Annotated in this window: 21 protein-coding genes; 16 read left to right on the top strand and 5 right to left on the bottom strand. The window is 37.3% G+C overall.

Annotated features, from left to right (window positions below):
• The first annotated feature begins 91 nt into the window (after window positions 1-91).
• The 4 genes from H7U22_RS09905 (at window position 92) to H7U22_RS09890 (ending at window position 5,055) form a co-directional block, all read left to right on the top strand.
• Window positions 92-856, top strand: a complete 765-nt coding sequence (locus tag H7U22_RS09905) for a TIGR03915 family putative DNA repair protein (RefSeq protein WP_187071199.1) — start codon at window positions 92-94, stop codon at window positions 854-856.
• Window positions 857-889: 33 nt separating this feature from the next.
• Complete coding sequence (locus tag H7U22_RS09900; RefSeq protein ID WP_187071198.1) at window positions 890-1,915, top strand: sensor histidine kinase; 1,026 nt, start codon at window positions 890-892, stop codon at window positions 1,913-1,915.
• 1,475 nt (window positions 1,916-3,390) lie between these two features.
• A complete protein-coding gene (locus tag H7U22_RS09895; RefSeq protein ID WP_187071197.1) occupies window positions 3,391-4,032 on the top strand; it encodes a DUF47 domain-containing protein in 642 nt (213 codons plus the stop codon).
• 12 nt (window positions 4,033-4,044) lie between these two features.
• Entirely contained in the window at window positions 4,045-5,055 is a 1,011-nt protein-coding gene (locus H7U22_RS09890; protein ID WP_187071196.1) for an inorganic phosphate transporter, read from the top strand.
• A gap of 436 nt (window positions 5,056-5,491) precedes the next feature.
• Here the strand turns inward: H7U22_RS09890 and H7U22_RS09885 are convergent, their stop codons facing one another.
• The 3 genes from H7U22_RS09885 to H7U22_RS09875 form a co-directional block, all read right to left on the bottom strand.
• Window positions 5,492-6,106: an FMN-binding negative transcriptional regulator gene (locus H7U22_RS09885; protein ID WP_187071195.1), complete on the bottom strand. Its 615-nt coding sequence runs from the start codon at window positions 6,104-6,106 to the stop codon at window positions 5,492-5,494.
• A 145-nt stretch (window positions 6,107-6,251) separates the two neighbouring features.
• Window positions 6,252-7,889, bottom strand: coding sequence for a carboxypeptidase-like regulatory domain-containing protein (locus H7U22_RS23395; RefSeq protein ID WP_187071194.1), 1,638 nt, complete (start codon window positions 7,887-7,889; stop codon window positions 6,252-6,254).
• On the bottom strand, window positions 7,882-8,460 hold the full coding sequence (locus tag H7U22_RS09875) for an RNA polymerase sigma factor (RefSeq protein WP_187071193.1): 579 nt from the start codon (window positions 8,458-8,460) through the stop codon (window positions 7,882-7,884). The genes H7U22_RS23395 and H7U22_RS09875 overlap by 8 nt, the downstream gene beginning before the upstream one ends.
• Window positions 8,461-8,565: 105 nt before the next feature.
• On the opposite strand from H7U22_RS09875, the gene H7U22_RS09870 reads away from it, so the two are divergent.
• The 9 genes from H7U22_RS09870 (at window position 8,566) to H7U22_RS09830 (ending at window position 15,532) form a co-directional block, all read left to right on the top strand.
• The gene (locus H7U22_RS09870) at window positions 8,566-10,476 is read left to right on the top strand and encodes a vWA domain-containing protein (protein ID WP_187071192.1); all 1,911 of its coding nucleotides are present in this window, start codon (window positions 8,566-8,568) and stop codon (window positions 10,474-10,476) included.
• Window positions 10,463-11,227: a DUF4197 domain-containing protein gene (locus H7U22_RS09865; RefSeq protein ID WP_187071191.1), complete on the top strand. Its 765-nt coding sequence runs from the start codon at window positions 10,463-10,465 to the stop codon at window positions 11,225-11,227. Before H7U22_RS09870 ends, H7U22_RS09865 begins: the two co-directional genes overlap by 14 nt.
• A gap of 222 nt (window positions 11,228-11,449) precedes the next feature.
• Window positions 11,450-12,385: a TolB family protein gene (locus tag H7U22_RS09860; RefSeq protein ID WP_187071190.1), complete on the top strand. Its 936-nt coding sequence runs from the start codon at window positions 11,450-11,452 to the stop codon at window positions 12,383-12,385.
• A 451-nt stretch (window positions 12,386-12,836) separates the two neighbouring features.
• Window positions 12,837-13,388 carry an RNA polymerase sigma factor gene (locus H7U22_RS09855; RefSeq protein WP_187071189.1) on the top strand — a complete coding sequence of 184 codons (552 nt, stop codon included), beginning with the start codon at window positions 12,837-12,839 and terminating at the stop codon, window positions 13,386-13,388.
• A gap of 11 nt (window positions 13,389-13,399) precedes the next feature.
• Window positions 13,400-13,747, top strand: a complete 348-nt coding sequence (locus H7U22_RS09850; RefSeq protein ID WP_187071188.1) for a hypothetical protein — start codon at window positions 13,400-13,402, stop codon at window positions 13,745-13,747.
• Window positions 13,748-14,135: 388 nt separating this feature from the next.
• Window positions 14,136-14,405, top strand: coding sequence for a hypothetical protein (locus H7U22_RS09845; protein ID WP_187071187.1), 270 nt, complete (start codon window positions 14,136-14,138; stop codon window positions 14,403-14,405).
• Between the two features lie 5 nt (window positions 14,406-14,410).
• Window positions 14,411-14,644: a hypothetical protein gene (locus H7U22_RS09840; protein WP_187071186.1), complete on the top strand. Its 234-nt coding sequence runs from the start codon at window positions 14,411-14,413 to the stop codon at window positions 14,642-14,644.
• A gap of 4 nt (window positions 14,645-14,648) precedes the next feature.
• Complete coding sequence (locus tag H7U22_RS09835; RefSeq protein ID WP_187071185.1) at window positions 14,649-15,032, top strand: glycosyltransferase; 384 nt, start codon at window positions 14,649-14,651, stop codon at window positions 15,030-15,032.
• A 53-nt stretch (window positions 15,033-15,085) separates the two neighbouring features.
• Complete coding sequence (locus tag H7U22_RS09830) at window positions 15,086-15,532, top strand: Hsp20/alpha crystallin family protein (protein WP_187071184.1); 447 nt, start codon at window positions 15,086-15,088, stop codon at window positions 15,530-15,532.
• Window positions 15,533-15,755: 223 nt separating this feature from the next.
• On the opposite strand, the gene nagB is transcribed toward H7U22_RS09830, so the two are convergent.
• Window positions 15,756-17,687, bottom strand: coding sequence for a glucosamine-6-phosphate deaminase (gene nagB / locus H7U22_RS09825; protein WP_317172962.1), 1,932 nt, complete (start codon window positions 17,685-17,687; stop codon window positions 15,756-15,758).
• Window positions 17,688-17,828: 141 nt separating this feature from the next.
• On the opposite strand from nagB, the gene H7U22_RS09820 reads away from it, so the two are divergent.
• The 3 genes from H7U22_RS09820 to H7U22_RS09810 all read left to right on the top strand — a co-directional run bounded on the left by H7U22_RS09820 (window position 17,829) and on the right by H7U22_RS09810 (window position 23,531).
• Window positions 17,829-19,025, top strand: a complete 1,197-nt coding sequence (locus tag H7U22_RS09820; RefSeq protein WP_187071182.1) for an anhydro-N-acetylmuramic acid kinase — start codon at window positions 17,829-17,831, stop codon at window positions 19,023-19,025.
• A 70-nt stretch (window positions 19,026-19,095) separates the two neighbouring features.
• Window positions 19,096-22,218, top strand: coding sequence for a SusC/RagA family TonB-linked outer membrane protein (locus H7U22_RS09815; protein ID WP_187071181.1), 3,123 nt, complete (start codon window positions 19,096-19,098; stop codon window positions 22,216-22,218).
• A 17-nt stretch (window positions 22,219-22,235) separates the two neighbouring features.
• Window positions 22,236-23,531 (top strand): RagB/SusD family nutrient uptake outer membrane protein, encoded by a 1,296-nt coding sequence (locus H7U22_RS09810; RefSeq protein WP_187071180.1) that lies wholly within the window; start codon window positions 22,236-22,238, stop codon window positions 23,529-23,531.
• Window positions 23,532-23,571: 40 nt separating this feature from the next.
• On the opposite strand, the gene H7U22_RS09805 is transcribed toward H7U22_RS09810, so the two are convergent.
• Window positions 23,572-24,318, bottom strand: coding sequence for a DeoR/GlpR family DNA-binding transcription regulator (locus H7U22_RS09805; protein ID WP_187071179.1), 747 nt, complete (start codon window positions 24,316-24,318; stop codon window positions 23,572-23,574).
• Window positions 24,319-24,354: the final 36 nt, after the last annotated feature.

Genomic DNA, 24,354 nt, shown 5'->3' with positions numbered 1-24,354 from the left:
CATAGCGAAACGGAGAAATCTTTGACTTTAAAACATTTCTCCACTACGGTCAAAATAACCAACGCATATTAATTATTGATATACATATTTAATGACTTACATTTTCGACGGCTCTTTACCAGGATTATTGACTGCAGTTTTTGAATGGTTTGAACGAAAGCCTGGAAAAGTTGTGCTCAAGTCCATCGAAATTTTTCAACCAGAAGCTTTTGCTGAAAGTTTTACCGTAACTACAAATTCAGAAAAAGCCGATCGAGTTTGGGCGGGATTGCAAAAAAAATTAAAGAAAGATTGGCTTCTCAAATTTTACTGTAGTTATTTATCAGAAATTCCCGAAGCATACAATCATCTTTTTCAATTTACACTCTATATTTTTCAAAATGAAAAGGGCGCAGAAAGCAATTATGGAAATGAGCATGTTATCGCTTTAGCTAAGTTTGCCAAAAGTGTAGAAAGAGAAAAACACAGAATGGAAGCCTTTATTCGTTTTCAGCATACAGCTGATGGAATTTTTTACACCAGCATAGATCCAGACTTTAATGTTTTGCCTTTAATTTCCAATCATTTTAAAAATCGCTATGCCGATCAACAATGGATTATCTATGATTTAAAGCGGAAATATGGCCTGCATTATAATCTGAATACGGTTGAGGAAATCACAATTAGTTTTACTGAAGGTATAAATAAACAAAAACCTGCTCCATCAGTAATGGATGAAAAGGAAGAACTTTATGCCGTTTTATGGAAAGATTATTTTAAAAGCGCCAACATCGTTGCTCGAAAAAATACTAAATTGCATGTTCAGCATGTGCCTAGAAGGTATTGGAAATATTTAACTGAAAAGCAATTGAGTTAACGTTCGATTAACATAAAACCACTAAATTGCAACATGAAATTAAGTGTGCTGGTTTTATTTACTGCTCTGGCGGTTGGCCTTTCCATCGGGATGGTAAACTTTTATTTTCAGCACAGCTGGTATTATCTCGCCATTTCATTTGGAGTATCCTTTTTGAGTAGCTTTTTGGTTTTTTATTATTTACTTGAAAAATATATTTACACAAAAATTAAGCTTATTTATAAACTGATCCACAACCTTAAACTAGGCAAAGATTTAAAAGATGCGCTTGGTGAATACGTAAGTTCTGATCCGATTAATGATGTTGAACAAGAAGTAAAAGAGTGGGCTGGCGCTAAGAAAAAAGAAATCGACCTGCTTAAAAAACAAGAACAGTTTAGAAGAGAATTTCTTTCTAACGTTTCTCACGAATTTAAAACGCCACTTTTTGCCATTCAAGGTTATGTAGAAACACTACAGGATTGCTTGATTGATGACCCAGAAATGGCTTTAAAATTTTTAAAGAAAGCCGAAAGCAACGTGGAGCGTTTAAGTTACTTGATTAATGATTTAGATGCCATCGCAAAACTAGAGACTGGCGAAGCACCCATTGATTACCAAAAATTCGACTTCGTTTCTTTGGCGAAAGAAGTAATGGATAATTTGGAAGACAGAGCGAAGGCCAAAAATATTAAACTGTTTTTTAAAGATAAATATACTGCTGTTACAGCTGTTATGGCCGATCGTGAAAAAATTCGCCAAGTATTAATCAATTTAATGGTAAACAGTATTAAATACGGTATTGATGGCGGGGAAACTGCAATAAAGATTTTCGAACTCCATGATCAATTTTTAATCGAAGTAACCGACAATGGAATCGGGATTGAAGAAAAGCATTTATTTAGGTTATTTGAACGTTTTTACCGAATAGATAATCACCGAGCTAGAGAAGTTGGAGGTACAGGTTTGGGCTTGGCTATTGTAAAGCATATTTTGGAGGCTCATGAACAAACGATTTCTGTTCGAAGTACACCAGGAATCGGGACTACATTTGCCTTTACTTTACAAAAGGGGAGTTAATTAGGTTGATAATTTAACCACAGAGTTCACGGAGAAATTCACAAAGCACGTAGAGTTAGGCGCAAAGGTTTTGAACCATATAAGAAAATATAAGCTAGGATTATTTCCAGCTCTGAGGGGTTTCCCCCTCTGGAGGGGGCAGGGGGAGGATTATGACCCCAAAACACCTTATCAAGCATATCCCATCTTCGTTCTTAAACCTGAGGGTTCATATCGAACAAAAACTTATTTGAAGAATTTTTCGACCATATAAGACATATAGGAAATATAAGCTCATAGGTTCCTACGGTTGTAATTAACCCTACTTAATTCTTCTTTGCGAAAGCTTTGTGTCCTTTGCGGTTAGATCTTTAGGCGCAAAGGTTTTGAACCATATGAGACATTTAAGAAAATATAAGCTTGGTTTATTTGCAGCTCTGAGGGGTTTCCCCCTCTGGAGGGGGCGGGGGGAGGATTATGACCCCAAAACACCTTATCAAGCATATCCCATCTTCGTTCTTAAACCTGAGGGTTCATACCGAACAAAAACTTATTTGAAGAATTTTTCGACCATATAAGACATATAGGAAAATTAAGCTCGTAGTTCATGTGGTCGTAATTACCCCTACTTAATTCTTCTTTGCGAAAGCTTTGTGTCCTTTGCGGTTAAACCTTTAGGCGCAAGGTTTTGAACCATTTAGACATATAGAAAATGTAAGCTCGTAGTTCATATGGTCGTAATTACCCCTACTTAATTCTTCTTTGCGAAAGCTTTGTGTACTTTGCGGTTAAACCTTTAGGCATAAAGGTTTTGAACCATATGAGACATTTAAGAAAATATAAGCTTGGTTTATTTGCAGCTATGAGGGGTTTCCCCCTCTGGAGGGGGCAGGGGGAGGATTATGACCCCAAAACACCTTAACAAGCATATCCCATCTTCGTTCTTAAACCTGAGGGTTCATCCCGAACAAAAACTTATTTGAAGAATTTTTCGACCATATAAGACATATAGGAAAAAAAAGCTCATAGTTCATGTGGTCGTAATTCCTACTTAATTCTTCTTTGCGAAAGCTTTGTGTCCTTTGCGCTTAAATCTTTAGGGGGAAAGGTTTTGAACCATTTAGACATATAAGAAAAATATAAGCTCATAGTTCATGTGGTCGTAATTCCTACTTAATTCTTCTTTGCGAAAGCTTTGTGCCCTTTGCGGTTAGATCTTTAGGCGCAAAGGTTTTGAACCATATAAGACATATAGGAAAATTAAGCTCGGGTTATTTCAAGCTATGAGGGGGAATGGGGGAGGGTTATGGGCTATTGGTGGAACTACTATTTCCGAAAAGCCACAGAATGCCAATTTCCAAATCTTAATCGTTCATTTTCAATCATCTAAAAAGAGATTAAAATGACGATAAGCCGAAATAAAGCCTTAATATAATTTAGAACTTAACATTAACTTAACATTGGGCTTGTAGCTTTGCAACATATTAAAAATTAACATGAACAATATTTTTAAGTTCTTTACCCCGCAAGATAAAAAGTTTCATCCCCTGTTTGAACAAGCTGGTAGCAATGCCCTAAAAATTTCTGAAACACTTTTAGAAATGGTTAGTACTGGCGATGCAGAAAGCAGAAAAACAATTTTTAAAGAAATTGAGCGCTTAGAGCACGTTGGAGATGACATTACCCATTCGATTTTTCTTGAGTTGAGTAGGAATTTCATTACTCCTTTTGATAGAGAGGACATTCACCAATTGGCTACTGCCGTTGATGATGTTGCCGATTATATTTACGGTACGGCAAACCGCATGCAGATGTATAACATGAATACAATTAGTGAGCCAATTGTTAAAATTGCAGAGCTTTTGGTAGAAATGTGTACAGATATTGATAAAGCCATTAAAGAATTACGCAGTTTCAAAAATATCCGAGTTATTGCTGATGCTTGTATTCGCATTAACAGTGGAGAAAATCAGGCTGATTACGTTTTCACTTTAGCAGTTGCTCGTTTATTTGAATATGAAACAAATGCGATTGAATTAATTAAACATAAAGAGGTTTTACAAACGATAGAAAAAGCGACAGACAAATGTGAAGATGTGGCGAATGTACTTGAAACTATCCTTGTTAAAAACGCTTAATAAAAAACAAACATGGTAACTACCTTATTGGTTGTTGTTGTAATTCTGGCCATTGCTTTCGATTACATTAACGGCTTTCACGATGCCGCTAACTCGATTGCAACGGTTGTTTCTACAAAAGTACTTACGCCTTTTCAGGCGGTTTTGTGGGCTGCACTTTTCAATTTTGCTGCCTACTTCTATTTTACCGATCATAAAGTGGCTAACACGGTAGCCAAAACAGTTATAGAACACTATATTACATTAGAGGTAATTCTTGCTGGTTTAATTGCGGCAATTATTTGGAACCTTTTAACCTGGTGGTACGGAATTCCTTCTAGTTCATCTCACACTCTAATTGGGGGTTTTGCAGGCGCAGGTATGACTTATGCCTTAATTACTGGCGCTAGTCCGCTGGATGCCGTAAACATGGGTTATGTAATCAAAATCATCTCATTTATTGTCCTTGCGCCAATAATTGGTTTGGTCATTTCGGTTGTTTTAACCCTCATTATCATTAATATTTGTCGAAACGCCAAGCCTTCAACGGCCGAAAAATGGTTTAAAAGATTACAGTTGGTATCATCTGCTGCTTTAAGTTTCTTCCACGGGGGTAATGATGCTCAAAAAGTAATGGGAATTATTGCAACCGCCTTAATTGCGGCTAAAGTTATTCCAAATTTCGAGGCAATGCCTTGGTGGGTTCCGGTATCTTGTTATTCGGCAATATCTTTAGGTACCATGAGTGGTGGCTGGAAAATTGTAAAAACAATGGGCTCAAAAATCACTAAAGTAACCGCATTGGAAGGTGTAGCCGCAGAAGGTGCTGGTGCAATTACCTTAGGAATTACAGAGCATTTTGGAATCCCAGTTTCTACTACGCATACCATTACTGGTTCGATTGTAGGGGTGGGGGTTGTAAAAAGTGTATCGGCAGTGCGTTGGGGGGTAACCATCAACTTAATCTGGGCGTGGATTTTAACTATTCCAGTTTCAGCAACATTAGCTGCGATTATTTATGCAGCCATTTATTACTTCAAGTAAAAACAAAATCCTTTAAATATACTCAGAAGACTAAGGCAGATTGCTTTAGTCTTTTTTTTGTTAAAGCAGTTGCAGAAGGCTTTACAATAGATTCGCATCCGTGCCAAAGGCACTCCCATGGAGCTATCATTTCTGCCAAGAAAAATGGCATTCATTCTATCTGGTTTATTTTACTCGGTTTGGTGCAACTTGGCTTGGTTTCTAGCGAGTGCACCTACGAAGTTGCAGAGGACTTTTAAACCTCGTAGGTTTTTAAAAACCTACGAGGTTTGTTTTTTGATAGAAAAATCGACTGTTTAGACTTACGAAGTTTCCCAACACATCAATCCATCAAAACTTCGTAAGTCGATTGGTTTAACTCGCGAAATCGTAAGGGCAAAAAGTGTGGGAAAGACTTCGCAAGTTTTTTTAAATTAAATCATAGGGTATAAAAGAACTATAAATTTCGCTTCATGTCTTCTGCAACTTCTTGCGACAAAACATCACCCGTTTTCTCCAAATGCTCAACAATACTTTTTTTGTTTTTAGCTGAATGGTTTTGGCTCATCTTAAATACATGATCCACTTGCGTAACTAAAATCTCAAATCCTGTGATGGCTTTTAAATGTTTCTGAATATATGCTTTATCCATTCTATTAAACGCAGCAGGACTAGTTTCTGGGTCTTCATATTTGTTAGTCAGATCTTTAATAACCTGATAAGTTTCTTCAGAGGATAATAACCTAATTATCCCTTTTGCTTGAACGGTTTTATAATTCCAAGTTGAGGCAGATGCGGGTTGTTCGTAAATAGATGCACTGATGTAAGCATGTGCACCTGTGAAAATAGCCAACACATTTGGCCTTTGTTCAAAAGCTTTGCAATGGTTGGTTTTTGTCATGATGTGACCAATAAGTTTTATGGTTTCGCCTTCAACAATTGTTTTAATTGGCACTTGGGTAGCAACAGGAAATTCGCCATCAAAACCAACTAAAGTTACGAATGTGTTTTTATGCATAAAATCAAGAATTTCATCTTGATTATCTGTTGTAAAATATGGTAGTTTGTACATGGAATTTAAGTAATCACTGTGGCTAATTTGCCTGAAAAGACATCTCAGTTAGTTTATGGAAATTTTCGCTTTAACCAACTTATAATGGATAAGCATTTTATAAGTGATGAAAAAATTTATGAATGGATTTGATTAAATGGAGGAACTAAAACTTAACGTTCATCTCAACCTTATCAGTACCTTTTTTCGGCAAAACCCAATCTGGGCCAGTTTCGATTAATCTTTTTGCTTCAGCATCAGCCTGTTTGCTTTGGCTTTTAACAATTTTAAATTCAGTTGGCCGTCCGTTCTTTTTAACTCTAAAACTAATTTTAACGTACTGCGCTGGTCCTTTCGGATTAAACAATTTATTATTGTTTTCTAAATATTGCTCGTAGTTAATTGTAGAAACAGGAATAGGTTTAGTAGCTTCGATAGCAGATTTTCCGTTGAGATTTTCAACCGCCCGAAGTGCAATTTTAGGCGCAGGGATATTTTCCTTTTTCTGGCCGTTAGATCCCATAACTGCCACAATCTCATTGATCGATTTATCGCCAGTTAAAGCCATTCTAATCCTGTTTGGATCTGAGGCTGCAGAAAGTGCTACATCATTGTAACCATCTGCTTTAACCAGAATATCCTTATTTTTAAAACTACTATCAACCGGCAAAGAAAATGCGCCTTTGGAATCTGTTGTGGTTGTGGTTTTACTTCCGGCTACCTTAACAATTGCACCCTTTACCGGAGCACCATTTTGAGCCACAACATTGCCGCTATAAACAATTTTATTCGATGCATTGGTTGGAGCTGAAGCTGCCGCAGCATTTTTAGCTTTTCCATAATTGGTAACCACAACTTCATTTAAGGAATTTTGATCCTCTTTAAGCGCAATTTTAAGATTCTTTTGATGATCAATAGAGGCGATGGTATTTTCGTAACCGAGATAATTAACGGAAAGATTTTTTGCTTTTGTGCTGTCAATTGCAAGACTGAAAAATCCATCCTTATCCGAAGTAACTCCTTTATTTAAGCCTGCAACTTTAATACTGGCTCCCGGCAACGGCTGTCCATCAATCTCCGAAACAACCCTTCCGCTAATAATTTTGTTGTCTGTTGTGGGGGTAGCTAATGCAGCTATTGCTCCAGGCACTTCAATTTCTTGTCGCAGAGTACTCGAAGCTTCTGTCTTCTGCATAACTACAGGTGCTACCTGATTTTTAGCTATTTCTGGTTCTGATGATCTATTGTATGCGTAGGCGCTTCCTTTAAATTCTGCATTACTAGGTGGAGGAATAGATTTGGAGTTTTTTGCAAAATCGCCTGTTTTTGCATCAACAACGGCCTTATTGATTAAGGCAGACTTAATACTTTCATTTGCATTTAACTGCGTATCTTCTTGCTTAGGTTTATTTGAAGCAATTGACGTATTGGTATCCAAATTTACAATTACACCTTTTGCTCTACGCTGAGCGATTTCTGCATTTTTGCGATTGGTTTCTCGCATAAAAAACAAAATGCTTACGGCAATAAAAGCAACAGTAGCGGTAGCTGCAATACTTAAACGCTGGGTAGTAATGCCCCACATTTTGCGCTTAATGGGCTGACTTGCAATTCGCTGATGCAATTGTTTTTGAAGAATAGAAATATTCTCCTTGCGTTTAGGCGATTGGCGTAAACCTTCCAATGCTTCGGCAACAAAAGGATCATCTAAAGCCTGACGCTCTACAAAGTGCATACCTTTGGCATCAAGTTTACCATCTAGGTAATCTTCCAGCACATCAATATCTAACCAATCCTTATTCACTATTGTTTTTCTCTATACAAATCTTCAAATTCCGCTTACCATTTTGGATGTAGCTTTTTACTTTAAGCATGTCGTAGCCTGTTAAATCGGCCACTTCTTTATAGCATTTCTCTTGTAAATAAAATAAATCTACACTTTTTCGCTGTTCTTCGGGCAAAGTTTCCATGCACTTTTCCATTATGGTAAGCTGCGTTTCTTTTGTGTTGTCGATATCTAGATGCACAAACTCACTGTTTTCCACAAAAGTATCATCTAATGAAACGTTATTTTGTTTCGCAGATTTCCTTAAAGCCATTAAACAATGGTTTCGCGTTAATACGTGCAACCAGCTCTTAAAATTTTGTACTTCGTGTATTTTGAGTTTGGTTACCAGCTCCTCGAAAATTTGCATTACGGCATCTTTGCTCAGCTCCTCATCTTTAAAATAATTTAAGCAAACCCCAAAAACCAAATGCATGTATTTATTGTACAGCGTACCCAACGAGTCTAAATCGCCAGTATTTTTATACTCGGCAATTAGGTCTGCATCTTCTTTCTGGTTATTTCCAGCTGTATTTTTTATAAACTTCAAAAAATTGGGTAGCTATTTCGAATTATCCCCCAAGTATAAAAAATATTTTTGAGTATCGATATGGAAAAGCTTGACTAACTACATCATCCTTAAAAATTAAAGATTATGAAAAAGTTATTTTTATCCTTAATTGCATTGGTTTTTTTAGTAAGTTTCAAACCAGCCACAACACGAATAATTACAGGAATTGTTACAGATGGTGCAACTGTTCTGCCTGGGGCTGCAGTAGCAACCAATAATAGCAAACAAGTTGTTGCCACTAATATTAAAGGCGAATTTAGCATTACTGTAACGAATAAAGATACCGAACTTCGGGTTTCTTATATTGGCTATGTCAACCAGTTTGTTAAAATTGGAAAAGGCAATAAAATTTCTATCAATCTAATTCCAGATTCCAAATCGCTTTCTGAAGTTATAGTGGCAGGGTATGGGTCACAAAGAAAGGTTGATATGACGGGTTCTGTATCCTCTTCTTCAGTTTCATCGGCATTGCAAGGGAGTTTACCTGGTTTATCTATAGGTAGAGCTAAAAGATCCAAAAGCCTTGTTACTCGAAATGATGAAAGTTATTCTGCAATTAATGAAAATACTTTTCATGAAGCCAAAAACGATCCACTTTCAACATTTTCTATAGATGTTGATGCTGCCTCGTACACCAATGTAAGAAGGTTTATAAACGGTGGTAATCTTCCGCCCGTTGATGCCGTTAGAATTGAGGAAATGATTAATTATTTCGATTACGACTACGAGCAGCCAAAAGGTAACGACCCGGTAAACATTATTACAGAAATTGCTCCGGCTCCTTGGAACAATCAACATAAACTTGTTCAAATTGGATTGCAGGCAAAAACAATTCCAACAGATAATTTGCCGGCCTCCAACTTAGTTTTTCTTATAGATGTTTCGGGATCAATGAATAATCCAAATAAGTTGCCTTTGCTCGTTTCTTCTTTTAAGCTTTTAACAGATCAATTAAGAGCAAAAGATAAAGTTGCGATTGTAGTTTATGCGGGCAACTCTGGCGTTGTTCTGCCCGCAACCAATGGTGATGAAAAAACCAAAATTAAAGATGCGCTTGACAAATTAAGCGCAGGTGGATCTACAGCAGGTGGCGAAGGGATTGAACTTGCTTATAAAATTGCTGGCGAGAACTTTGTTAAGGGCGGTAATAATCGAGTTATTTTAGCAACAGATGGAGATTTTAATGTAGGCGCTAATAGCGATTTGGAGATGCAGAAGTTAATTGAGGAGAAAAGGAAAAGTGGTGTTTTTTTAACCGTTCTGGGTTATGGAATGGGCAATTACAAAGACAGTAAAATGGAGATTCTTGCCGACAAAGGAAATGGAAATTATGCTTATATCGATAATCTAACAGAAGCCAGAAAAGTTTTGGTTAACGAATTTGGAGGGACTCTATTTACAGTTGCAAAGGATGTTAAATTGCAAATAGAGTTTAACCCCGCTAAAGTGCAATCGTACCGTTTAATTGGATATGAAAATCGTTTATTAAATAAGGAAGATTTTAACGATGATAAAAAAGATGCCGGTGAAATTGGATCGGGTCATACAGTTACTGCACTTTATGAAATTATTCCCATTGGCATAAAAGACGATTTATCAGGCTCGGTTGATGATTTAAAATATCAAAAAACTAGCAAAGTAAAATCTGCAGATTCTGAGGAAATATTAACAGTTAAACTTCGCTATAAAGAGCCATCTGGCAATAAAAGCAAATTATTGGTTAAGGGAATTAATGATAATACTCTAGGTTTTAACGCCACTAGCGATAACTTTAGGTTTGCTGCTGCCGTTGCAGAATTTGGGATGATTTTGAGGAAGTCTTCTTTTAAACAAAATGCTACCTTTGAGCAGGTAATCACCTTGGCCGAAAACGCAAAAGGCAAAGATAAAGAAGGTTATCGATCAGAATTTTTAAGTTTAGTAAAATCGGCCAAACTAATGGCAAAGGATTTGCTAAGCATAAAAGATAAACTCATAATGAATGAAGAAAATTAATATTTTATCTGCATCCCTAGCATTAATATTATTTACAACCCTAAATGTTCAAGCTCAAATAAAATTGAGCAACATTTTTAAAAAAATCACCGAAAAACAAGGCGCAACTACAACAAGCGCAACAGGTACGCCATCTACTTTAGAAATTGGACAAGGCATTAAAGAAGCCTTACAAATTGGAGTTTCTGCTGGTGCAGATAGATTATCTGTTAAGGATGGCTTTTTAGGCAATTTAGCAGTAAAGATTTTAATGCCACCCGAAGCACAAAAAGTAGAGAAAACACTACGAAGCATCGGCTTGAATAAACTATGTGATAACGTTATCGTAAGCTTAAATCGTGCTGCTGAAGATGCAGCCACTGAAGCTAAGCCAATTTTTATTTCGGCAATTAAACAAATGACTTTAACCGATGCCACAAACATCCTTTTAGGCAATAACGATGCGGCAACAGCCTATTTTAAAAGAGTAACAACTTCGCAATTGATGCAGAAATTTAGTCCGATTGTAACCACGAGCTTAAATAAAGTTAATGCAACAAAATACTATAGTGATTTAACTTCGCAGTACAATCGCTTGCCTTTAGTTAAGCCTGTAAATACCAACTTAACGGAATACGTTACGCAAAAAGCTATTGATGGTTTGTTCTTGGAGGTAGCAAAAGAGGAACTTAAAATTAGAGGAAATTTCAGTTCTCGCAGTTCTACCTTATTGCAGAAAGTGTTTGGCTATGCCGATAAGAAAAAGAGTTAAGTCTTGATAGCGACATGTTAATTCTGCATTTTGCAATTCCCCTCTTCCAGAGGGGTGTCCGCAGGACGGGGTGTTTATATTTGTCTTTAAAATTATTGTCAGTCTTAGCTTCTTGCTAAGGCTTTTATGCAAAACACCTTGGCAAAGTTTCTATTAAGTAAAATATAGCCATTTCCTGATGTTTAGAATGGTACAAAACAAAAACAATTTGTAAAATTGTACATGACTAAAATCAGCAGTAAAATCATTTCTATTCTAATTCCTTGCTTAGCGCTTATTATTTCTTGTAGCAACAATAAATCTGACGAAGAAAGCCCCAAAGCCGTTTTAGATACCGTTTCTTTAAGCAATAAAAACTTTGCTCTGGCCTATCAGGATGGAAGCAAAATTGTGGCAACAAGTATCGACACCATGAAACAGATTTCGTTTGGTGGCGCAACCGACCCAGCCATTTCGCCCGATGGTAATAAATTGGCTTACACTGTAAATGATACTGCCGGACATAGAACCATTTGGGTTGCTGATATGGAGAATAAAAGTCAGTTGCAATTACAAGTAAATAACGGAAATTATTACCAAGCGGTTTGGTCGCCAAGCGGAAATGCAATTGCATTTAATATTTTCAACGGTAAAAACCTGTGGAAGATTGGTGTTATCAAAACCGATAATACGGGCTATGAGATGTTGGATAGCGCATCGAAAATTAATGTTTATGCACCAACTTGGAAAAATGAAAAAGAACTCATCGGGCAGGATTTGACAAACATTTATACTTTTGATATTTCGGGAAAATTAATTGATGCAAAATCTATTGCTAGCTTAATTGGTAAAGAGTTTACCATTGCAAACAGTAATCGTTTCTTTTATACTAAAGATGGTCAGAAATTAATTTTTAATGCTGGTAATACAGATGTTTTAGATGGATTGACTGGTCCGAGTGAAGCAGTGTATATTTTAGATTTAGCCAGCAAGAAAGTAGATAGAATTTCGCCAAAAGGCATGAATGTTCCTTATGTTTTTGTAACTGCCGATGATCGCATTTTTTATAGCGGTTCCGAAAAACCTTACATTCAAAATAAGATTTACGTTTCTGATTTAAGTGGTAATAGTAACCTAGTTGTAGATAAGGGAACCAACCCAACGGGGACTTTGAAGTAATATTAACTTTAGAAGTTTTAGGGCTAGTCGAGGCTGTAACCTCGAAAGTCTGATGCGAAAAAAAACCACCTCGCCTTGCAGGCACCCCTCAAGAGGGGAATGTTGGGCGCCAAGTATGCAATTTGCAACCCAAGTTTCTTATACTGTTTTTTGTTATTTAAACCTGATTGCAGTGGAAATACTTTTTGTTGTCGGTAACGAAAAAGATTGCCACGTCGTTCCTCCTCGCAATGACGATAAAAGGAGCATGACAGAAGTTTAAAAAAGATTGGAATGAAAAGCAGGGCTAAATTCCGCCAAAAATTCGTGCCTTTCATTTTCAAAAAATTAAGAAATTAACCAAGTTTTCCCTCAACATATTCCACCCAAACTTCGCAAGGCATAAAAAAACTTCAGAAAATTTAAAGTAATATTGAGCTTCATCCGTTTACAGCTTTATTAAACGAAAATTTTGCCGACAAACGAACACCAAAATATAATTTCTACGGTTGCCAATTATGGTAAACGCTTATTCAGTTTCATCCGCGGGCGGGTGAATACGGATGAGGACGCGGAAGATATTTTGCAGGATGTGTGGTACCAATTGAGCAATCAGCCTGAGGCTGGAACCATCGAACAGATTAGCGGATGGCTGTATCGGGTAGCTCGGAATAAGATTACGGACAAATATCGCAAGCAAAAGGATGTGCTTATTGAGGATTTAAGCTACGAGGATGAAGATGGTGAAATCAATTTCAGAGAGATTTTATTGGCAGAATCTTTTTCGCCTGAGGAAGAAAGTTTAAAGAAGCTTTTTTGGGACCAGCTATTTTTAGCCTTGGAAGAATTGCCCGAAAATCAGCGATATATTTTCGTTCAGAATGAATTGGAAGACAGAACTTTCCAAGAAATTGCCGATGAAACGGGCGAAAACATTAAAACTTTAATATCAAGAAAGGGTTACGCAGTGAAACATTTGCGGAATCGTTTACAAAATTTATATCAAGAATTTATTAACTATTAATTGAGCTGAAAATGATGAACAGAAAGTTTAGTAAAGGCAAAAAATTCATTTTCTTTATCCCGGTTGTAGCGCTAATTGCTACAGCTTTGGGCTTTGTTGTAATGTATTTATGGAATTGGATTTTACCTGAAGTTACGCACTGTGGGAGATTAAATTTCTGGCAGGCACTTGGGCTTTTGGTTTTATGCCGATTGCTTTTTGGCAATTTTAATAAAGGTGGTGGCGGTAATAATCGTTTCCGTGAAAAGGCGATGGGTATGCGCTCGAAGTGGCATAGTATGAATGAGGAGCAACGAGCAAAGTTTAAGGAGGAGTATAAACGGAGGTGTGGCGGTTGGGGCCATCGGAATAAGGAATAATTTTAAGCCAGCTTTTCAGCTGGCTTTTTTTATAACTTTTATTGTTTGAACATCGAGCTTATATTTTCTTATATGTCTATTATGGTTTATTTTTTACCATATAAGGAATTTAAGTTCATATAAACTTGAGTTTAATTAATGATTGGATTTAGTTTGTATTATTTGACGTGGAACGGTCATCTCGCTGAACTTCTTTCAGAGTTTTTATATAGCAAGGCGGTTTAGCATGAAAGATGCTGAAATAAATTCAGCATGACGAAATGCTTAGCCAATTCGCCCCAATAACGCATATTCTTAGGTTTTTAAGCTGGTTAAAAACATTTTTCAAAAAGTTTAAAGTAAAAATAAACTTCCGCCGTCTACTCTATTAAATAACAAGAAATTAAAAATGAAACAGATATTAAAATCAATAGGATTCGGGATTGTACTTGGTGCAGTCGCTTTCTTCATACCATTTATATTCAAATTTATCTTCGCCGTAATGATCATCGGTTTTGTATTCAAGATGATTTTTAGAGGCGGAGGACGTCGCCATTTTGCGAACAGATTTGAGGGTTTTGGCAACAACTTTTCGCCAATAGTACCGATTGATAATCAATGGTACAAACCAACGGTTCAGGGAGATGGTCCGGTTCACAACGTTAACATAAATTATTAATCGCCATGAAAGCATTTAGAATATTATTAGCCTTTTTTGTTGCAGGAGCAACATTCTATAGCTTAAACGCATTCGCAGTAAAAAACGGTTACCGCGATAGATTGGATTTCAAAAACAGACATTACCACGAGTACGATTGCAATCAGGAACATTATAGAAGCCAAGGTTACAGTCACCACAATAGAAAAGTGATTGATACTTCGATAACACCGATTGATAGCATAACATTAAATAAATAAGCTGATGTCTCAAGTTCTATTTTTAAGCGTTCCATCACAAAGTGATGTTAACCCAAATCTTAGTTTGGCGAGTGAATTGATTACTCGTGGCGAGCAGGTAACGTTTTTCAGCTCTGATGAATTTAAGCAACCTATTGAAAATATTGGTGCCGACTTTAAGGCATACAGTAAAGATTTGGATGTTTTCAATACAACGGAGGATGACGAAAAACCTAAATCGGGGTTGATTACGGCGCTATTAGAACCGATGAAGTTTATTGATGATATCGTAGTGCAAATAAGAGGATTGAAATTCGATTACGCCGTTTTCTCTCCAGCTTATCCATATGCAAATATCATTGCACAATTATTGGGGATCCCAAAAACAGATTATGGTGTTTCCAATTAAAAGATTGGCTTAGGCCGATGAATTAACAGATTAAAAACAAATAAATTAACAAAATGTACAACGAAAATAGATTCCATACAGGCAAAATGAATAGAGGTTGGGGCGGAAGATTTGGTGGTCATCACCACGGTGGAAGATTTGCACAACATGCACAGGAAATGTTTGGAAAAGGTTTCAGACGCGTGCCTGCAAATATTGAAGAAACGGATGAAAGTTACATCATTCATCTTTTTGCACCAGCTTTGGTAAAAGAAGATTTGAAAGTGGTAACCAAAGATGATGTTTTAACGATTTCTTACACGCCAAAAGAGGATGCAGAATCTGCAGAGAAATTTAGCAGAAGAGAATACAGCAACGGCGCTTTTGAAAGGGCTTTTGCTTTAAATGGAAAAGTACTTAGCGAAAATATATCAGCTAAATATGCGGATGGAATTTTGAAAGTTACACTTCCTAAAAACCCCGAAACGAATATACCTGCGAAAGATATTGCAGTAAACTAAGTTTCGTCTATTATAATTTCTGAAGCCTCGATTGTTATGCAGTCGGGGCTTTTTTGGGTATACTCAAACTGTTTTACCACAAAGACACGAGGAACACAAAGGCTTTTAGCTGTGGAAATTTAGTCTTAAAGATTGCAATTTATATAGCAAAATCATTAAATAAAAAACCTCGTAGGTTTTAAAAATCTACGAGGTACAATGTCTATTTTAAAAAACTCTTTATTTAAAATTTCCAGCGCACAAAGGCTTCCATCGCTTCGTATTCTGCTAAGCCTAATTCATCGTAAGCTTTTGCGGTTTCACGATTACGATCTTCAGCACGTTGCCAAAATTCTCTAGAGTCATCCCCAGGGAAAACGGCTCTATCTTTCTGACTCTGATGTTTAAAGATTGCATATTTCTTACGTTCCAATTCCTTAGGGCTAATCGGCACGGCCATTTCAATTTCGTGTGTTTCAAACTCATGCCAAGCACCACGATACATCCATAACCAGCAATCCTGAGCCCAACTTTCCGTTTTACGAAGGCGTGTTAGCGCAGCAAGAATAATGTTGAAACAAACAATATGCGTTCCATGTGGATCTTCAAAATCTCCAGCAGCGAAAACCTGCTGTGGTTTAACTTTCTGTAAAAGATCAATAGTAAGCTCTATATCCTTGTCGGTAACTGGATTTTTTTGATTCTTTCCACTCTCGTAAAATGGAAGTGCTTGAAAATGAATGTGATCATCTTCCAGTCCGCAATAACGTGCTCCTGCAATGGCTTCACCTTTTCTAATCAACCCTTTAACCGTTTGTATCTCTGGAGTATCAATCTGGTTTGGTTTTTTCTGCTCGATGAAGGTTCTCATCTTGTTATAAAGATCCTTCAAATGCGAATTATCCATACCCATTTTCTCTGTAAAATCTACATTGAATTCAACAAAACGTAGGGCATCATCATCCCAAACGGCCGTATTTCCAGAGGTTTGATAAGCCACATGAACATCATGTTTCTGATCTACCAAACGGATAAATGTTCCACCCATAGAGATTACATCATCATCTGGATGTGGGGAAAAAATAATTACACGTTTTTTTGCTGGCTCTGCACGTTCAGGTCTCTGCGAATCGTCTGCATTGGGTTTTCCGCCTGGCCAGCCTGTAATGGTGTGTTGTAATTTGTTAAAGATGTGAATATTAATGTTGTAAACAGGGCCTTTTTCAGTTGCCAGTTGCGCCATACCATTATTGTTGTAATCATCTTCGGTAAGCTTTAAAATCGGTTTTTTCAATGTATTCGCCAACCAAATTACTGCTTTACGAATCAAGCTATCTGTCCAAACACAATCTTTTACCAACCAAGGTGTATCAAAACGAGTTAGATCTGAAGCAGCAGGCGTATCTAAAATAAACTCAACATGCTCAGATAATTGCAGGTAAGTTGCAGGAACATCTCCAGAAATTTCTCCCTCAACAGCCTTTTTGATAATTGAAGCTTTTTTACGGCTCCAAGCCATCAGGATTATTTCTCTCGCTTTAAAAATAGTGCCAATTCCCATGGTAATGGCTTTGGTTGGAACGAAAGTTTTTCCACCGAAATCTCTAGCTGCATCACGACGGGTTAAATCATCTAAAGTAACCAAGCGAGTTCCAGAATTTGGTGCAGAACCTGGCTCGTTAAAACCAATGTGACCGGTACGGCCAATTCCCAGAATCTGAATATCCAAACCACCAAGATCTCCGATTTTCTTTTCGTAATCCAAGCAGAACGCTGGGATCTCTTCTAATGGAAGTGTCCCATCCGGAATGTGGATGTTTTCTTTTTTAATGTCGATATGATCGAAAAGATTTTCGTTCATAAAAGTAACGTAACTCTGTGCGGCGGTTGGCTGCATTGGATAATACTCATCCAAATTGAAAGTTATTACGTTGTTGAAACTTAAACCCTCTTCTTTATGCAGTCTCACCAATTCGGCGTAAACTGCAATTGGGGTAACACCTGTTGCTAAGCCCAGTACTGCAGGTGCGTTGTTTGCTTGTTTTGTTTTAATGAGATTCGCAATGCGATGTGCTACATTAACAGAAGCAATTTTTGGATTTTCGAACACGCTAACAGGGAGTTTTTCGAAGCGTGTCTCCTCCAGTAGATTTAATCTAGCCATTTTTTTTTGTATGGATTTTAATGTACGGAGCAGTAAATATAGAGAGTTATGCTCACTTTCTAACAAAGGTTATCTACTTTTATTCCAACTATTTCTGTAAATACACCTTAAAGTAAAGAACAAACGTTTGATCGTTTTGAAAAAAATAACCTCATGAACAGCCAAATACAAAAACTATACAGCAAAGCCAGTAAGGATGAGCGATTGATTATCGGTTTAATGAGTGGCACTTCGATGGATGGATTGGATATTGCACTTTGCCGAGTTCGTGGCAATGGCGCCGAAACTAATATTGAAGTTTTAGAATTTAAAACGGGAGATTTTACTGATGATTTCCGAGCGAAGATAAAAGCAGTTTTTTCTAAAAAGCAAGTCGATTTGCAATTGGTTTGCTTAATGAATGAGCACATTGCCAATACTCATGCCGAATTAATAAATCAAGCCCTAAAAGAATGGGGTTATAAAAATGAAGATGTAGATTTTATCGCCAGCCACGGACAAACAATTTTCCATGCGCCAAAATCATTGCATAAAATGGAGGATTATCCTAATGGAACACTGCAGATAGGCGATGGGGACCATATTGCGGTAAAAACGGGAATCATCACCTTATCAGATTTTAGACAAAAGCATTTAGCTGCTGGTGGCGAAGGTGCTCCACTTGCAGTTTATGGAGATTATTTAATGTTCTCTAAAGCGGATGAGGACAGAGTGATGTTAAATATTGGAGGAATAGCCAACTTTACCTATTTGCCAGGAAACTTAAATGCAAGTGAGATTTTTTCTACCGATGTTGGTCCGGGGAATACTTTGATGGATCAATACATGCAAAAGTATTATAATCAATTTTACGATAAAAATGCAACTGTTGCGCTAACAGGAACTTTTAATCAGAATCTTTTATCAGCTTTGCTGGATTGTGATTTCTTCGGATTCGATTTTCCTAAAACAACTGGGCCAGAATTATTTAATCTCGATTATCTAATCGAAGCGCAAAAAGCTTCATCAACAGAAAATTTAAAACCTGAAGATATAATGGCTACACTGTGCCACTTTTCAGCTGAAACCATCAGCGCTGCGATAAAAAAATGTTTCGGAAATGATGCCAAAGCACAGGTTTTTATGAGTGGTGGCGGTATGCATAATCCTTTGCTGGTTAAACTTTTAAATGATGCTTTGCCTCATTCTACCTTTGCAACAACAGATGATTTAAATATTAATCCGGATGCAAAAGAAGCAGTGCTATTTGCAGTTCTTGCGAACGAAACCTTATGTGGAAGCCCAATAAACTTTGGTAATAGACAAGGTGTACCTTCCGTTTGCATGGGAAAGATCAGTCTGCCCGAATAAAAAATTTACTTTGTTGCAGATTTTGCTAATTTTGTTTAAATCCTAATCAATACTAACAAAACCAAATTTTATGGAAAAATGTTACCTAAAATGGTCATCAAAATTTTTAGCTATTTTGATGATGCCATTGCTGTTGCTCTTGTTTACAGAAATGGCGCAGGCTCAAAGCAAGCGTTATACCATTAGTGGAAAAGTAACCGATGCTTCTAATAACGACCCCATCCCAGGCGTAGTTGTTAAAATATTAAATTCAACCTTGGCTACAAGCACAAGCAGTACTGGAACCTACTCGTTTGCTGTAGATTTGGCACCGGGAAAATATCAGCTTCAATTTTCTTTTGTGGGTTATAAAGCCAATGTACAATCTATAACATTGGGCGATGATACTTCCGTTCAACTGAGCGCAGCTTTGGCTGGCGATGCGGTAGGCTTAGATGAAGTAATTGTAACTGGTACATCTGCAGGTACAACCCGAAAAGAATTGGGAAGTTATGTAAGTACTGTTAAAGGTGATGATTTAAATAAAGCGCCAAGTGGAAACGTACTTTCATCTTTACAGGGCAAAACTGCTGGTGCTCAGATTAGTCAAAATTCTGGAGATCCTGCCGGTGGAATGTCGGTAAGGTTAAGGGGCATTAGTTCGGTAAATTCATCATCAGAACCGCTGTACATTATAGATGGAGTAATTGTAAATAACTCGACTACTCGGGTCACCAATACTTCTGCAAATTATGATGGCGGTAACTTTGTTGGAAGTATCGGACAGAATAGAATGGTCGATATTAATCCCGCTGATATTGATCGGATTGAAGTTTTAAATGGTGCAGCTGCTGCAGCTATTTACGGTTCAAGAGCAAACTCGGGAGTAATTCAGATTTTTACCAAAAGAGGGGTAAGTGGTAAAGCTCAAGTAAGCTTTAGTACCAGTTTAACCATGAGCGAGTTGCGTAAGCAAATCGAAGTAAATCAGGCTCCGATTAAATTTGGAGGTTCGGTGAATACACAAACTCAGGATATTTTAACGCCAACTTTAACCAATACAACTCCAGTAACCCGATATAATTATCAAGATTATATTTTCCAAACCGGCTACGGAACAGATAACACAGTTTCTGTAAGTGGCGGAACGGACAATACAAAGTTTTATACTTCGGCAAGTTATTTTACCAACCAGGGGGTCATTAAAAACACCGATTTTAGCCGTTACAACTTAAGAGCCAACGTGGATCAAAAAATTACTGATTGGGCTTCGTTAAGTGTAGGAATGAATTACATTAGAAGTGCTGCTGATGAGAAACCTGATGGAAACTCATTCTTCTCTCCAATGAATGCAGTTACGATTATTGGTAATTTTCATGATATTTTTGCAAGAGACGTAAATGGCAATTTGCTAGCTGTTGGCGAACGCGGAAGGGTTAATCCGGTTTCCGTAATTGAAGATATTAAGCAACGCCAAGAAACGAACAGAATTATTGCCAGTGCAAATTTAAAACTGTACCCGGTAAAAAACCTGACTTTAAATTTCTTAATCGGTGCTGATAATTCTGGATCAAATGGCTCAACTTACATTCCGCCGTTTGCGTACAATGTTAACCCTGATTTTTATGGCGGCGGTGCTGCATTAGATGGAACATTAAATGGTTATGCAAGTGCGGCAACCAATAATGCTTTCCAATTTAATAATGAAATTAACGCAACTTATCAGGCAAAAATTTCTGATTTAATTTCTTCAACCACGCAATTGGGATATTCTTTCCAATATGAACAAACAAGATATCAATTGGTTAATGGTCGCGGACTTGCGCCATTGATTCAAACTGTTAATGCGGCAGCTACGCAATTGCCAAGTGTTGATGGAAGAACCCAACTTTCTGTTACCGGTGGTTATTTACAGCAGACTTTTAAATACAAAGATCATTTCTTTTTAACAGGAGCGGTAAGGGTAGATCAATCGACCGTGTTTGGAGCTGATAACAGAACCCAAACCTACTTTAAGGGCAATGCAAGTTATGTGCTATCATCTGCTGATTACTGGAAAGATTTTGGCGTTTCATCTTGGTGGGATACTTTCAAAATTAGAGCAGCTTACGGTGAATCTGGTAACTTAACTGGGATTGGTGCTTACGATAGAATTAACGCTTATTCAACCCAATCGTTTTTGGGAAGAGCTTCGCTATTCTCTAGTGCAACTTTGGCAAATGAAAATGTTAAACCAGAACGCCAACGCGAGCTGGAATTAGGAACGGATATGTCGTTCTTTAAAAATAGATTATCACTTCAATTTAACTGGTACAATAAAAAAGTTAGCGATTTGTTAATTGCAAGTGTTACAGCGCCATCATCTGGTTTCTCAAGCTTCTTGGATAATATCGGGTCGTTAAGAAATAAGGGTATTGAAGTTGTATTGGGTGGAACACCATTAAAAGCAAAAGATTTTAGCTGGAATACAACTATAGTATTTAACAGAAATAGAAATGAGGCTCTTAATGTTGGTGGATTAAGGCTTTTTAGTACCAATCCTGGTGCTCCTGTAGCCATTATAGATGGACAAGCAATTGGTGTTTTCTACGGAACATTCTTCGCTCGCAATCCTGATGGAAGTTTGTTAACCAATGCTGTGGGCATTCCTCAATTAGAAAAGGGAACGCAAACTTCGGCAACCACTTACACCCCTCAACGCGATCCTGTTACCGGTTTGCCAACAGGAACTACACTTCGTAAAGTTTTGGGAAATCCAAATCCAGATTACACCGCATCTTTCGTGAATGATTTTACTTATAAAAAATTTAACCTTCATATTCAGCTAGATGCCGTTCAGGGCGGAGATGTTTGGAATGCAGATTGGAGAACTCGCCAAGGTGTTGGTAATGGTAAAGTAGCCGAAGCAGAAGATCTTGGTCAGTTGCCAAGAGGATATGTTGCTGGCGTTTATGCTACTGAAGAATGGAGAATTGATGATGGTTCTTTTGTTAAGCTTAGAGAGGTTTCTTTGAGTTACAACATCGGAAAAGTTAAGTATTTAAGAGATTTGACAGTTACTTTAAGTGGAAGAAACCTAGTTTCTTGGGATAACTACAAAGGATATGATCCTGAGTTGAATTCTGGCGGACAATCTACCATTTTAAGAAACATCGATTTCGGTTCAGTTCCAATTCCAAGAACCTTTAGTTTAGGTTTACAAGTTAAATTTTAATCGTTAAAGGAAAATTTATGAAAAGTTTAAGAAATAATACTTCAAAATATATAACCTGTCTTGCGCTATCTGGGATGTTGTTTTCATCTTCATGTACAAAAGAATATCAGGATCCCTCGAGAGCAAAAACAGATGTCGCATTAACCACACAACAAGGTTTAACAGCGGTTGCAATTGGTTTGCAGCGGGTTTACACCTTAAGCAGAACCGGCGTTATGTTTAACTCGGTTGCAGCAAATGGCTTTGTAACCAACGAACTTTCGTTATTAAATGCAGGTAACATTCCGGAGCTACAATTAAGTACCGGCGGAAGTTCTGTAGATGGAACAAATACCATTTTGTTTAATTTATGGACTAGCGCCAACAAAATTGTTTATGATGCAGACTTGGTAATTTCGAACGCGAATAATTTGGGTGATAAAGGTTACGCCTCTGGATTAATTGCTTATTCGAGCATTTTTAAAGCACTAGCAATTGGCAATATGTCTCAATACTGGGAAAAAATTCCGGATGGAACAGGTAAAAATGTAGGCTTTATCACTAGGGCTGCCGGTTTTACCAAAGCAATTTCGGTATTGGATAATGCACTTTCAGTAATTGCTGCTAACCCAATTTCAGCAAGTTTTGCAAGTAATGTACCATCTGATGTAAATATTGTAAACACGCTTCATGCCTTAAAAGCTAGATATGCTTTATTTGGAGGAAATTATCCATTGGCATTAACAGAGGCAAATGCAGTAGATTTAACGAAAACATCATTCTTTAAATTTGATGCGACTTCGCCAAATATTCTATTTACTATTATCTCGTCGAACAACGTTTTTCAGCCATTAAATGCAAATTTGGGGCTTACAGGCGCAAATGTGCCAGACGCTGCAGATAAAAGAATCCCTTTTTATACGGTATTAGTAGGAAGCCCTGCAACTTTGCGAATGAATGGTTTTGCTGCGGCCACCGCATCGCCTTTTCCAATTTATTTGCCAGGAGAAATCACCTTAATTAAAGCAGAGGTTTATGCAAGACAGCCAGATTTAACCAATTCTCTTATTGAACTGAATAAAGTGGTTACCAAAACTTCAGATTTGTTTGGGGTTGCAGCGGCACTTCCAGCATTAACTGGTCCGTATACTCAGCAGCAACTGCTTGATCTTATTTACAAGCACCGTTCGATTGAGTTGTATGCTTCTGGTTTAAAAATTGAAGATATGAGAAGGTTTAATCAGCCTTTAACAGATCGGAAAAGAAACTTTTTCCCTTATCCTTTCCAAGAAAGAGATAACAACACCAACACACCTGCTGATCCAACTTTTTAGAAAGGCAAAACAAAAGGCTCGATTAATTCGAGCCTTTTGTTTATAAAATATTTACTTCTTTGCTTTGGTAATCAGCCAAAGACTCATGTTTGTTATCTAATTCGGTAACCAGATAACTGATACTTTCTATTGGGCAAACCTTGAGCCTTAATGTAATATCGAGTTTTTCAGAAATACACAACACTGCAGATTTTTTCGAGCAGGCAAGCATGGCTTTCTTAAGCTGATTAATTTCCCAGTCAGTATCGGTTAAGCCACCTTCTGGATGGAGCGCACTGGTTCCCATCAAACATAAATCGGCCTTAATTTCAGAAAGCTGAGAAATGACGTGGCCTCCATAAGTAACTTGCGAATTTTTAGAAAATAAACCGCCAATCAATATTACTTCAACATTGTTGTATTTTGCCAGTTCTACGGCTACTAATGGACTTATTGTGAAAAATGTGGCAGAAATTCCTTGGGGAAGCTGTTTCACAAACTCCAGAATAGTGGTTCCGCCGCCAATTAAAACCACCATACCGTCTTTAATTAGGTTGGTTGCTTTTTTGGCGATAATTATTTTACTATCTCTGGCATAAACGGTGCTATCATCAAAAGAACTGTGATAAGATTTCGAGAGCGCACCACCATGAACCTTAAAAAGCAAACCCTCATCAACCAATTCCTGCAAATCTCTCCTAATGGTATCCTCAGAAACATTTAGCAGTTGAACTAAATCGGAAGTTAATACCCGATTGTGTAGGTTGATCTGGCGCATAATAAAATCATGGCGTTCTCTTTTTAGCATAATGTAGGTTTGGTTTAGGCGAATGTATAAAACATT

The organism is Pedobacter fastidiosus (assembly GCF_014306625.1).
In the GTDB taxonomy this organism is placed as follows: domain Bacteria; phylum Bacteroidota; class Bacteroidia; order Sphingobacteriales; family Sphingobacteriaceae; genus Pedobacter; species Pedobacter fastidiosus.
This window is presented reverse-complemented; position numbering and strand designations above follow the sequence as displayed.